General features: G+C 41.7%; 11 protein-coding genes. 10 read left to right on the forward strand and 1 reads right to left on the reverse strand.

Translation table 11 applies throughout. From position 1 onward, the window contains the following. Nucleotides 1-115: 115 nt before the first annotated feature. The 10 genes from trpE to odhB all read left to right on the forward strand — a co-directional run bounded on the left by trpE (nt 116) and on the right by odhB (nt 12,034). A complete protein-coding gene (gene trpE, locus ACFVSW_RS27650; RefSeq protein WP_387319838.1) occupies nt 116-1,519 on the forward strand; it encodes an anthranilate synthase component I in 1,404 nt (467 codons plus the stop codon). Beyond that, nucleotides 1,503-2,114: an anthranilate synthase component II gene (locus ACFVSW_RS27655; protein WP_387319839.1), complete on the forward strand. Its 612-nt coding sequence runs from the start codon at nt 1,503-1,505 to the stop codon at nt 2,112-2,114. The genes trpE and ACFVSW_RS27655 overlap by 17 nt, the downstream gene beginning before the upstream one ends. Then, nucleotides 2,086-3,111, forward strand: a complete 1,026-nt coding sequence (trpD, locus tag ACFVSW_RS27660; protein WP_387319840.1) for an anthranilate phosphoribosyltransferase — start codon at nt 2,086-2,088, stop codon at nt 3,109-3,111. Before ACFVSW_RS27655 ends, trpD begins: the two co-directional genes overlap by 29 nt. After that, entirely contained in the window at nt 3,112-3,903 is a 792-nt protein-coding gene (gene trpC / locus ACFVSW_RS27665; protein ID WP_387319841.1) for an indole-3-glycerol phosphate synthase TrpC, read from the forward strand. Then, a complete protein-coding gene (locus tag ACFVSW_RS27670) occupies nt 3,900-4,508 on the forward strand; it encodes a phosphoribosylanthranilate isomerase (RefSeq protein ID WP_387319842.1) in 609 nt (202 codons plus the stop codon). Before trpC ends, ACFVSW_RS27670 begins: the two co-directional genes overlap by 4 nt. Before the next feature lie 16 nt (nt 4,509-4,524). After that, nucleotides 4,525-5,730, forward strand: coding sequence for a tryptophan synthase subunit beta (gene trpB, locus ACFVSW_RS27675; protein WP_387319843.1), 1,206 nt, complete (start codon nt 4,525-4,527; stop codon nt 5,728-5,730). Then, the gene (gene trpA / locus ACFVSW_RS27680) at nt 5,727-6,512 is read left to right on the forward strand and encodes a tryptophan synthase subunit alpha (RefSeq protein ID WP_387319844.1); all 786 of its coding nucleotides are present in this window, start codon (nt 5,727-5,729) and stop codon (nt 6,510-6,512) included. The genes trpB and trpA overlap by 4 nt, the downstream gene beginning before the upstream one ends. 107 nt (nt 6,513-6,619) lie before the next feature. Then, a complete protein-coding gene (gene mnmH / locus ACFVSW_RS27685; RefSeq protein ID WP_387319845.1) occupies nt 6,620-7,690 on the forward strand; it encodes a tRNA 2-selenouridine(34) synthase MnmH in 1,071 nt (356 codons plus the stop codon). 229 nt (nt 7,691-7,919) lie between these two features. Further along, the gene (locus ACFVSW_RS27690; RefSeq protein WP_387319846.1) at nt 7,920-10,772 is read left to right on the forward strand and encodes a 2-oxoglutarate dehydrogenase E1 component; all 2,853 of its coding nucleotides are present in this window, start codon (nt 7,920-7,922) and stop codon (nt 10,770-10,772) included. Nucleotides 10,773-10,774: 2 nt separating this feature from the next. Beyond that, complete coding sequence (gene odhB / locus ACFVSW_RS27695; protein WP_387319847.1) at nt 10,775-12,034, forward strand: 2-oxoglutarate dehydrogenase complex dihydrolipoyllysine-residue succinyltransferase; 1,260 nt, start codon at nt 10,775-10,777, stop codon at nt 12,032-12,034. A 63-nt stretch (nt 12,035-12,097) separates the two neighbouring features. Here odhB and sda read toward each other — a convergent pair whose 3' ends face one another. Next, complete coding sequence (sda, locus tag ACFVSW_RS27700) at nt 12,098-12,223, reverse strand: sporulation histidine kinase inhibitor Sda (protein ID WP_387319848.1); 126 nt, start codon at nt 12,221-12,223, stop codon at nt 12,098-12,100. Nucleotides 12,224-12,453 lie beyond the last annotated feature (230 nt).

The raw sequence follows: 12,453 nt of genomic DNA on the forward strand, positions 1-12,453 counted from the left end.
GCAGGCGCTTTAGCGCCGAGGAGGCTCACCGCCCGCCCCGCGAACCGCTCGCGCCTGGAACGGAAATCAACATTCACTTTTAACACAGCCTTATTTTTTTGAAAGGAGTTAACAAATGTCTCTTAAAACTGGCTTTATAAGAAAAGAAATTCGCGGAGATATCCATACGCCAATCTCAATTTTGCAGAAAATCAATGGGAAAAAAAAGTTTTTATTGGAAAGTTCTCATAAATTTAATGATTCTGGCCGCTATTCCTTTATTGGGGCAGATCCCGCGTTTGAACTAATTTCGTATGGGGATGTTAACGAAATTATCAATCGAAATGGTGAAAAAAAGATGTTAACAGGAAACCCTTTAGAGATAGTAAAAAACCTTTTGCCGATAATTGAGAGCGACGATATACCGATTCCCTTTATTGGCGGAGCGGTTGGGTATGCAGGCTATGACATCATCAGACAGTACGAAATCATCGGGGAAGAGTACCCTAACGGATTAAATATGCCTGATGTCCACCTAATGTTTTATGAGGAAATCATTGTTTATGACCATCTTGAGGAAAAGGTGTTGATTTTCGGAATTCCGCTTTCAAACGAAAGTAATCTGGAAAGTGTTGATAACAAAGTAAACCAAAGGGTGGCGGAACTAAAACGGCCGTACGATTTTCCTGAAGAGGACCCTTTTTCGCTGGCAGGATTTAGCTCAGAAACGACAAAAGAGGCGTTTGTTCAAAATGTTGCAGCTGCAAAGGAGCATATAGTCGCAGGTGATATTTTCCAGGTGGTGCTTTCTAGGAGGATGAAATCAGAATTCCAAGGCTCCGCTTTATCGCTTTATCGAAAGCATCGGTCCTATAATCCCACACCATATATGTTTTATATTGATTTCGAGTCCTATACTGTTATCGGTTCATCGCCCGAGAGTTTAATTAAAACAAGGGGGAGAACGGTAATCGCAAATCCAATCGCCGGTACAAAAAGAAGAGGGAAAAAAGCCGAGGAAGATTTACAGCTTGAAAAGGAATTATTACAGGACGAGAAAGAGCTTGCCGAGCATAAAATGCTGGTTGATCTTGGCAGGAACGACCTTGGCAAGGTAAGTGAATTTGGCTCCGTACAGGTTGAGCGCTACATGGCAGTCGAAAAGTTCCGCCACGTCATCCATCTTGTCTCAGAAATCAGCGGCCGTCTTCAGCCTGATAAAACAGCGATTGATGCACTTGCTGCCTGCCTTCCCGCCGGTACCGTTTCGGGTGCCCCAAAGGTGAGTGCGATGGAAATTATTAATTCCTTAGAAAAGTCAAAACGGGGGCTTTATTCTGGGGCAATAGGTTACTTATCGGTAAACGGAAATATGGATTTTGCCCTAGCGATTCGAACAATGATACTGAAAGAAGGGATAGCCTATATTCAAGCGGGAGCAGGAATTGTTTTTGACTCCAATCCCGAGTCAGAGTATGAGGAAACCGTAAGCAAGTTAAAAAGCTTTTTGGAGGGTCCCATGGATGATTTTATTAATTGATAACTTTGATTCTTTTACATTTAACCTTTATCAGTACTTAGGAGAATTGGGGGAAAAGGTTGTTGTTTATCGCAACAATCAGATAACGATGGATGATATCAAAAATTTAAACCCAACAGCAATCATCCTGTCGCCGGGGCCTGGAAAACCCGAGGATGCGGGAATATGCATAGAATTGATTCGGTCCTTTTACCAGCAATTTCCTATTTTGGGAATTTGTCTTGGCCATCAGGCGATTGGTGCTGCTTTTGGCTCCGAAATTAGAAGTGCCCAGAATATTAAGCATGGCAAAACCTCCTTTATCATTCATAAGGACAGCAAACTATTTGATGATTTGATATCACCATTAGAGGTCATGCGTTATCATTCATTGGCAATTGAAAAAAGCACCATGCCTGTCGAGCTTGAATGTATCGCTCATTCAATTGACGACCAAGAAGTAATGGCCATTCAGCATAATCAATATCCCGTTTTTGGACTTCAGTTCCATCCTGAATCGATTGGGACTCCGACAGGAAAACAAATACTTAAAAATTTTTTACAAGCGATAGAAAGGAAGGAAGCAGATGAAGAATTATTTACTCCAGTTAGCTGAACAAAAGTCATTTTCTGAAAATCAAATGAAAGATGCGATTGATTTTATTTTGGGAGAAGAGGTTTCTGAGTCGGAAATAGCCGCCTTTTTAATGGGATTGAAATCAAAGGGGGAAACAGTCGACGAGATTGTTGGTATTGTTCGGGCACTGAAAGCAAATACACTCCCATTTATTAAGAATTTCCCGAATGTTCTTGATAATTGCGGGACCGGGGGAGATGGTTCATCAAGTTTTAATGTCAGCACTACTTCCGCTTTTGTCATTGCAGGAGCCGGCGTCCCAGTTGCCAAGCATGGTAATCGAAGCATTTCAAGTAAAACGGGAAGTGCTGATGTCCTTGAGCATTTAGGTGTAAATCTTAATTTGCCTGCTGAATGCACGGAGGAAGTTCTTGAGGATATTGGAATTGCCTTTTTATTTGCACCACATGTTCATCCGAAACTAAAAAAGGTGATGACCGTTCGTAAACAACTAAAAATACCAACCATTTTTAATTTTATTGGACCGCTGACAAACCCGATTGAATTAGATTACCAGCTGCTGGGGGTTTATCGGAGGGATTTAATCCATGTGTTTGCTGAGGTGTTAAAACAATTGGGACGTAAGCGGGCAACAATCATTAATGGTGCAGGCTTTATGGATGAAGCATCACTGCAGGGAGAAAACCATATAGCCATTTTGGACAATGGAACGATTACCAATCATTTCTTCAATCCCGAGGAGGCAGGCCTGCCGCAGTATGAAAATAGCTGTATTAAAGGCGGCGATGCTAAGGATAACGCTGAAATATTGGTGAACGTTTTAAAAGGAAAAAGAGGCGCTTATCGGGACACAGTATTACTCAATGCAGGTATCGGAATTTTCACTGCGGGTAAGGCAGACACGATTAATGATGGGATTCAAACAGCTAAGGACATCATTGATTCAGGGGCAGCATATGAAAAGCTTACGGCTTTAATTGAAAAATCCCAAGCGGTGCAAAGGGAGGCAATCTAAGTGGGAACGATCCTTGAGAAAATTATTGAACAAAAAAAGCAGGAAATCAATTTTCATCGTGAAAACAAGAAGTTCATCCCGAAACAACACTATGAAAGACGTTCTTTTATAAAAATGCTCCGAAAAGCCGAGGAATTAGCGATTATTGCCGAGTTCAAACGGGCATCACCGTCAAAAGGAATCATCAATAACAATGTCAATCCAGCTGAGCAAGCGACAGCTTACGAAAAGTTTGGTGCGAGTGCGATATCTGTTTTAACAGATCATACTTTTTTTAAAGGATCTTTTGCCGATTTAAGGAGGGTCCGTGAGGCTGTGGAACTGCCGCTCCTTTGCAAAGACTTTATTATTGATCGCATTCAGATCGATCAGGCTGCTATTCATGGTGCTGATTTGGTTCTGTTAATCGTCGCAGCGTTAGAGGACGAAAAATTAATTGACCTGCACCAATATGCAAAGGATTTGGGATTGGAAATATTGGTGGAAGTCCATAATCAAAACGAGTTAGAAAGGGCAATCAGAATGGGTGCTGAGCTGATTGGCATTAATAATCGCGACTTGAAAACCTTTGAAGTGTCACTTGAAGTAACAGAAAAATTGGCCGCCATGGTAAAGAATTCTGGAGCTTATTTGATTAGTGAAAGTGGCATTCATGTTCAAGAGGATGTTAAAAGAGTAAGAAATGCCGGTTCAAACGGGATTTTAGTCGGTGAAGCCTTAATGAGGAGCCTAGATGTAAAACAAACTTTTAGCGATTTTCGTATTCCGATTAGTGAGGAGATAAGACAATGAGGGTGAAGATTTGTGGAATAATGGATGTTAATACAGCAAGAGTTGCAATAGATTACGGTGCCGACGCCCTCGGGTTTGTGTTTGCGGAAAGTAAACGCAAGATATTGCCGGAAATAGCTGGAGAAATTATTTCACAGTTACCTAAGGAAGTCATCAAGGTAGGTGTCTTTGTTAACGAAACAAAAGACGAAATCGAAAGGATTGCTGCAATTGCCGGTCTGACCCATATCCAATTACACGGTGACGAAACAGCGGTTTTCAGTTCGTCTTTATCATTACCAGTAATAAAAGCGATTAGCTTTCATAGTAACGAAGAGTTAGCAGGTTATTTTCAATATCCATGTGAGTATCTGCTCCTTGACGGTCCAAAAGGAAAATACAGAGGCGGAAACGGGACGGCGTTTGCTTGGAGTGAAGTGAACCCAACAATAATCAATGGAAAAAAAGTAATCCTTGCAGGAGGATTGCATGATGATAATGTCGAAGCAGCGATAAAGACAATTAGACCATATATGGTGGATGTAAGTTCAGGAGTCGAAACCAATGGGGTAAAGGATTTAAGAAAGATTAAAGAATTTATTGAAACGGCAAAGGGTGCCATTTAGAAATGGGGGAGCAGGGATGATAACATATACATTACCAAATGAAAAAGGCCATTTTGGGATTTTCGGCGGAAGATTTGTACCTGAAACATTGATGAAGGCAGTTTTGGAATTAGAGCAGGCCTATGACAACGCTAAAAAGGACGCAAGCTTTCATGCTGAAATCGATCGATTATTAAAAGAATATGTCGGCAGGGAAACGCCTTTATATTTTGCTGAAAATCTTAGCAGGCATGCCGGGGGAGCAAATATATACCTCAAAAGAGAAGATTTAAACCATACGGGTGCCCATAAAATCAACAATGCAATTGGGCAAGCGCTACTGGCTGTTCGAATGGGGAAAAAAAAGATTGTTGCCGAAACTGGAGCCGGCCAGCATGGGGTTGCCACTGCAACTGTTTGTGCGCTTTTAAACCTCGATTGCATCATTTTTATGGGCGAGGAAGACATCAAACGCCAAGCCCTTAATGTTTTCCGGATGGAATTGCTCGGTGCTAAGGTTGTCAGTGTTACCTCTGGAAGTGCTACTTTAAAAGATGCAGTAAATGAAGCGCTCAGATACTGGGTCGCTAATGTGGATGATACCCACTATTTATTGGGTTCTGTTATGGGTCCACATCCATTTCCGACAATGGTTAGGGATTTTCAAAGTGTGATTGGCAAGGAAACAAAAGAGCAATTTCAAGTCCGCAATAACAGCCTTCCAGACGCAGTCGTGGCTTGTATCGGAGGCGGTAGCAATGCGATGGGAATGTTCTATCCATTTATTGAGGATGAGGACGTCAGTTTATATGGTGTAGAGGCTGCCGGACAGGGCATCGAAACGGATTATCATGCTGCTTCGCTGACAAAAGGAAAACCGGGCGTTTTACATGGCGCACTAATGTATTTGCTCCAAAATGATGATGGGCAAATTCAAGAAGCCCATTCGATTTCAGCCGGTCTAGATTATCCAGGGGTTGGTCCTGAACATAGCCATTTAAAAGAAGTCGGCAGAGCTAAATACTTCTCGATTACAGATGAAGAAGCACTTGAATCCTTTCAGCTGTTATCAAAGCTGGAAGGAATTATCCCAGCGCTTGAAAGTGCACATGCCATCGCTTTTGCCGTGAAACTGGCATCTGAAATGAAAGAATCTCAAAATATCGTTGTTTGCTTGTCAGGGCGCGGTGATAAAGATGTTGAGGCAGTAAAGGCAAGGCTAAAAGGGGGAGAAGGAAAATGAACCGATTGGAACAATCATTTAAATTGCTAAACGAATATAATGGGAAAGCCTTTGTTCCCTACATGATGGCGGGGGATGGCGGTTTAGAATGTTTAGTAGAACGATTGGTGCTCCTCGAAAAATTCGGTGCGGCTGCTATTGAAGTTGGAGTTCCATTTTCGGATCCGGTTGCTGACGGGCCAACCATTCAAAGCGCGGGGATTAGGGCGCTAAAAAATAAAACAACATTAAAAGGAATCATAACTGAACTAGCAAAAGCACGTGAGGTCGTTACGATCCCAATTATCCTGATGACCTATCTTAATCCCATTTATGCTTACGGGATTGATGCCTTCGCCCGGGATATTCAAACAGCAGGGGTGGACGGTTGTATTATTCCAGATATGCCGCTTGAAGAAGAGGATATTATTGCACCGCAGCTTGCTGATGCGCAAGTGGAATTAATCCGCCTTGTTACACCTGCATCGCCACTTGAAAGAATAAATGAGATTGCTGGCCGAGGAAAAGGTTTTTTATACGCGGTTACCGTAAAAGGGATAACGGGAACGAGAAATTTGTTCGACAATGACTTAAATGAATTTTTGAAAGCCGTAAAAAAGCTAAGTCCAATTCCAGTTTTAGCCGGCTTCGGAATTTCCAACGAAGAGCAAATAAAAGAATTGACCAAAAATTGCGATGGTGTTGTTGTCGGCAGTAAAATCGTCGAATTATTTGAAAGGGACGATCTCCATGAAATGGAGAAATTGATGGCGGTATTCAAGCAAGGAGCAAAGATCGTGTAAAGCAACAGTCTCCTCCCATCCATGGGGTGGGAGGGTTTCAACTCCTTGAAGGCTATGGGTATCTCCTATATAATGTGTTTATAGTATTTCGAGGAGCGTAGTTTAATATGAAGGAAATAACTGTTGATGAACTTTTTACAATAAAGGAACCAAGAATCATTGATATACGCTCTCCCATTGAGTTTAAGGATGGTGCAATTCCGGGAGCAATTAATATTCCAATCTTTTCAGATGAAGAACGGCAAGAAATCGGAACGATATATAAGCAGCAAGGCCAAGCAGCAGCAAAATGGCGTGCTATGGAGCTTGTATCACCCAAAATCCCCGAATTAATGCGGACAATTAAAGCTTATCAAACAAGTGGGGAGCTTGTAGTTCATTGTTGGCGCGGAGGGATGCGCAGTAAAGCGGTGATAACTTTTTTAGAATTTTCTGGTATTTACGCATGGCGTTTAATCGGTGGTTATAAAGCATACCGGAACTATATCCTCGAGCAATTACCAACGATGCTTCCGGACAAAGCAATCGTCCTCCATGGGTTGACCGGTGTTGGTAAGACTGAGGTGTTAAAGCAATTGAAAAAGAAGGGCTATCCAATCCTAGACCTTGAGGAAATGGCCGGCCATCGGGGATCGATTTTCGGAACGATTGGACTTAGCGAAGGGCACAACCAAAAAACATTTGATTCCCTTTTATTTAAAGGACTTCAGGACATTCAAGGCTCAGAATATTTTCTTGTCGAGGCTGAAAGTAAACGGATTGGAAAAGCCGTTCAGTCAGAGGAATTAATGAATAGTAAGTTTAAAGGTACAAATATCTATATCCATACACCACTTGAACAACGGGTTAGACATCTTGTTTCTGAATATGTGATACCTTATGAACAGGAACCATGGTATTACGATAAAATCTCCGTGGGAATTGAAAAGGTATTGAAACGTATAAAAGATGCTGAAGTTAGGAAAATCCTTAAAGAAGCACTAAATGACCGGAATTTTCCTGTCATGATTCAGATTTTACTTGAATCCTATTATGACCCGCGTTACGATCATGCCAGACAGGAGTACGAAGAAGATTTTTTTGATGTTTTTTCTGATAACCCGATTGATGCAGCCCAAAAAATTGCAGCTAAACTAGAAGAGTTAACGCGCGGAGCAGTTCCTAAAGCACTAAATTAATGACAGTCAAGATTAATAATTTATGGAAGCACACGTATTGGAAGCGTGTGTTTTTTTTGTTTTGGGGTATACACTTAAAATGGTGCTTAGATTGGAAAATTAATTGTTTATTAAACATTTTTTTGTTCCTAATTAGCACACACTAAACAATATTCATTACATAATTATGAAATGATAGTAGTAGTAAAGGTGTTGTGAAGATACATATGGACTAAGGAGGGATTGATGAATGACCGGGCCTAATGCAGATAAAAAAGTGCTATTAGAAGAATTTTTTGGTCCAAATCTTGGCTATTTGATTGATCAATTTGAAAGGTATAAACAGGATCCATCTTCAGTTGAACATGAAATAGGTTTATTCTTTGAGGGGATGAATGAGGCTGATTTTTCCACGTTGGTCCCGAATGTTCCAGCTAGTTTAGAAACAAGTCCTGTCCAGTACGAAAAAATAATCGCAGCAACAAAGCTTGCTGAAAATATTCGTACCTATGGGCATCTTGCTGCAAATATTTATCCATTAGAAAATCATCAACCTGATATAAGTCATCTTGAGTTTGAAGGCTATGGACTAAGTGAGGAGGATTTAAAGCAGCTGCCTGCTGCGATTTTTGCTAGGAAGGGGCTGTCAGCCCTGCGAACAGCACTTGAAGCCTATAACTCTTTAAAGGATATCTATACAAAATCAATTGCCTATGAATTTGATCATGTCCATGATGTGAAGGAGAAAAATTGGTTGTTAGAAAGAATTGAAGGCAGGCAATTTCAATTACCTTTATCAAAGGACAAAAAGCTTACAATCTTAAAAAGGCTATTTGAAGTGGAAGAGTTTGAAAAGTACCTTCATAAAACCTTTGTTGGCCAAAAGCGATTTTCGATTGAGGGACTAGATATAATGGTTCCGCTCATTGATGAAATTATTTCGGGGGCCGTTCTGGATGGAGCGGAATATATAAACATCGCGATGGCACACAGAGGCAGATTAAATGTTTTGGCACATGTACTAGGAAAACCGTATGAAATGATTTTTGCAGAATTTCAGCATGCACCCAATAAAGAACTTGTCCCATCGGAAGGGTCGATTGGAATTAACTTTGGCTGGACAGGGGATGTAAAGTATCACTTGGGATTGAATCGCCAGCTCACCGCTGACCATTCAGGAAGGGTTAAGGTAACCCTTGCTAATAATCCCAGCCACCTTGAATTTGTGGGAGCAGTTGTAGAAGGATTTTCGCGTGCTGCACAGGATGATCGGAAGAAATCTGGCTATCCAATTGAAAATTTCAAATCAGCACTGTCGATATTAATCCATGGAGATGCGGCATTCCCAGGCGAGGGCATCGTCGCTGAGACGTTAAACTTAAGCAGGCTTAGCGGCTATCGTACGGGTGGGACTATCCATATTATTGCTAATAACACGATTGGCTTTACGACGGAATCTAGGGATGCCCGTTCAACTCGTTATGCAAGTGATCTTGCAAAAGGATATGAGATTCCTATTCTTCATGTAAATGCCGACGATCCAGAGGCATGTATTGCTGCCGCCATGTTAGCGGGCGAATATCGGTCCGTTTTTCATAAGGATTTTCTCATTGACTTAGTGGGCTATCGCAGATTTGGCCATAATGAGATGGATGAGCCGATGACAACGAGCCCGCAAATGTATACTCTTATTCACAAGCATCCAACTGTAAAAGAAATATATTCCACAAGCTTAAAACAGGAGGGAGTTGTCACTGAGGAACAGCTTACGGATATTCATAACGAGATCCTTCAAAAACTAGAGGCAGCCAATAGTAAAGTTACAATGCTAAAGAAAAAGGAAGAGGAAGAGTTAAAGATTCCGGAACCTCCTAATTTCAATAAGGAACAGGCATTAATAACAACCGAGGTTCCTTTAGAAATGTTAAAAAGGATAAACAGCGAATTACTTCAATGGCCAAAAGATTTTAATGTGTTTAATAAGCTTGAAAAAATTTTAAACAGACGGGCCGCTATGCTAGATGAAACAGGTAAAGTGGATTGGGCATTGGCAGAGACGCTTGCCTTTGCAACGATATTAGCTGATGGCACCCCGATTCGGATATCAGGGCAGGACAGCGAACGGGGGACATTTGCACAAAGAAATCTTGTCCTTCATGATAGCAAAACGGGAGGAACTTTCGTGCCCTTGCATCATTTTTCGGATGCTAAGGCATCGTTTGCGGTCTATAACAGCCCGTTAACAGAAGCAGCAGTAGTTGGATTCGACTATGGATATCATGTCTTTTCTCCGGAAACATTAGTGATTTGGGAGGCACAATATGGTGATTTTGCTAATGCGGCACAGGTTATGTTTGACCAGTTTATTGCTGCCGGCAGAGCCAAATGGGGACAAAAATCAGGGATTGTCCTGCTCCTGCCTCATGGATACGAAGGACAAGGTCCAGAACATTCAAGTGCAAGGCTGGAGAGATTTTTACAATCAGCAGCTGAAAAAAACTGGACGGTTGTAAACCTTACTAGTGCAGCCCAATACTTTCATCTCCTCAGGCGTCAAGCCGCGATGCTTACGAGGGAAGAGATAAGGCCGCTTGTGATTATGGCGCCAAAGAGCCTATTGCGGAATCCACTTGTATCTTCTTCAGCAAGTGATCTAAGTGAGGGAGAATTTAAACCGGTGATTGAACATTTCACCTCTTCAAGGGAAGATGAGAATGTAGAGAGGGCAGTTCTTTGTTCTGGGAAAATAGCGATTGATATTGCGGAACAATTGAAGGAGGATAAAGGATCTGACTGGCTGCAGGTCATTAGACTGGAAGAAATTTATCCATTCCCAACAGAAGAATTAACGACGATATTATCTAAATTTAACAATCTAAAAGAGGTGCTGTGGGTACAGGAAGAACCAAAGAATATGGGTGCTTGGAATTTTGTTGAACCACGAATACGTGAAATAGTTTCCAATGGTATAAAGGTTGATTATATTGGACGACGACGCCGTTCAAGCCCTGCTGAAGGTGATCCAAATGTTCATAAACTAGCTCAATCAAAAATTCTTCAATTGGCATTAACGAGGGTTGAAGTTGAAGAAGGGGGTAATTAATTATGGCTGATATAGTAGTGCCAGAATTAGCAGAATCGATTTCAGAAGGAACGATTGCGAAATGGTTAAAGAATGTCGGGGAACATGTCGAGCAAGGTGATTATCTAGTAGAACTGGAAACCGATAAAGTAAATGTAGAAATTATATCGGAATTTTCCGGTATTCTTACTGAACAGAAATTTACAGAAGGCGATACAGTCAAAGTGGGTGAGGCAATTGCCACAGTGGATGAAAGTGCTCTGACTGCCCCGCAAACTAAACAGGCAGAATCAACAAAAAATGAAAATATGCAATCTTCGTCAAATAATGCTGGTACAAATGCCGATTCAGAGAATCAGCCGGCAGAAAATAGGGGAAATAAAACATTGCCTCCAATCGCTTCTCCGGCGGCACGACGGCTTGCAAGGGAAAAGGGGATTGATTTAAATGAAATTAAGACAGCGGATCCACTAGGAAGAATTAGAAAACAGGATGTAAGTTCTTATCAGCCGAATCCGAATCCAAACAATCAGGGCGTGCCGAAGGTGGAACCAAAAGGAGAAGGCGTCCTAGATAGTGAAAAACCAATCATCTATGAACGGATGTCAAGACGCCGGCAAACCATTGCGAAACGGCTGGTAGAGGTTCAGCAAACGGCGGCGATGCTGACGACATTTAATGAAATTGATATGACGGCTGTAATGGACTTGAGGAAACGAAGAAAAGACAAATTCTTCGAGGAGCATGATGTCAGGCTCGGTTTTATGTCCTTTTTCACGAAAGCGGTCGTAGCCGCCTTAAAGAAATTCCCTTATATTAATGCTGAAATTCAGGGAGATCAACTGCTGGTTAAAAAGTTTTATGATATTGGGATTGCTGTAGCGGCTGAGGAAGGACTTGTCGTACCTGTTGTTAGAGATGCTGACCGTAAATCTTTTGCTGAAATTGAAATGGATATTATGGAGCTTGCCGAAAAGGCGAGAAACAACAAATTAGCAATAAAGGATTTACAGGGTGGAACGTTTACGATTACAAATGGCGGTGTGTTTGGGTCTCTACTTTCTACGCCAATCCTAAACGGTCCACAGGTCGGTATCCTCGGAATGCATAAAATTCAACTGCGGCCTGTGGCGATTGATAAAGAGAAAATGGAAAATCGGCCAATGATGTATGTGGCTCTTTCCTATGACCATCGGATTGTAGATGGGAAGGGTGCCGTCAGCTTCCTAAGTAAAATAAAAGAATTGCTGGAAGATCCGGAGAATTTACTTCTTGAGGGATAAAACGATCTAAGTTTTAAAAAAGCCGCTGAAACTCTATTCAGCGGTTTTTCCATGTATAAATGACTAACGAATCTTGATTGGCCATAAACCGCGGCGCCTGATCTCATCCTTTAAAATCTTTATCCATTCCTTTTCCTTTCCAGTCTTTAATGCATCCCGATACGAAACAACCAACTGCTCGTTACTCATAATTTTCAATTTGCGAATGCCCTCCTTGGAAAATGGATTGAATATTCAGTTTTAACTATTGTAATGGTTTTCTCAAGTTTTGAGAACCCCCTATTTAATAAATTAGGCTGTGATAAAAGTGAATGTTGACTTCCGTTCCAGGCGCTTCACTTTCCGCGGGGCGGGCGGTGAGCCTCCTCGGCGCTAAAGCGCCTGCGGGGTCTCACCTGTCCCGCTGCTCCCGCAGGAGT

The organism is Neobacillus sp. NPDC058068 (assembly GCF_042885335.1).
Classification (GTDB): Bacteria; Bacillota; Bacilli; order Bacillales; family Cytobacillaceae; genus Neobacillus.

Coding starts and splice junctions, on each gene's coding strand:
- ACFVSW_RS27655 (WP_387319839.1), top strand. CDS start 1,503: ATGATTTTATTAATTGATAACTTTGATTCTTTTACATTTAACCTTTAT.
- ACFVSW_RS27670 (WP_387319842.1), top strand. CDS start 3,900: ATGAGGGTGAAGATTTGTGGAATAATGGATGTTAATACAGCAAGAGTT.
- trpA (WP_387319844.1), top strand. CDS start 5,727: ATGAACCGATTGGAACAATCATTTAAATTGCTAAACGAATATAATGGG.
- ACFVSW_RS27690 (WP_387319846.1), top strand. CDS start 7,920: ATGACCGGGCCTAATGCAGATAAAAAAGTGCTATTAGAAGAATTTTTT.
- trpE (WP_387319838.1), top strand. CDS start 116: ATGTCTCTTAAAACTGGCTTTATAAGAAAAGAAATTCGCGGAGATATC.
- mnmH (WP_387319845.1), top strand. CDS start 6,620: ATGAAGGAAATAACTGTTGATGAACTTTTTACAATAAAGGAACCAAGA.
- trpB (WP_387319843.1), top strand. CDS start 4,525: ATGATAACATATACATTACCAAATGAAAAAGGCCATTTTGGGATTTTC.
- odhB (WP_387319847.1), top strand. CDS start 10,775: ATGGCTGATATAGTAGTGCCAGAATTAGCAGAATCGATTTCAGAAGGA.
- trpD (WP_387319840.1), top strand. CDS start 2,086: ATGAAGAATTATTTACTCCAGTTAGCTGAACAAAAGTCATTTTCTGAA.
- sda (WP_387319848.1), bottom strand. CDS start 12,223: ATGAGTAACGAGCAGTTGGTTGTTTCGTATCGGGATGCATTAAAGACT.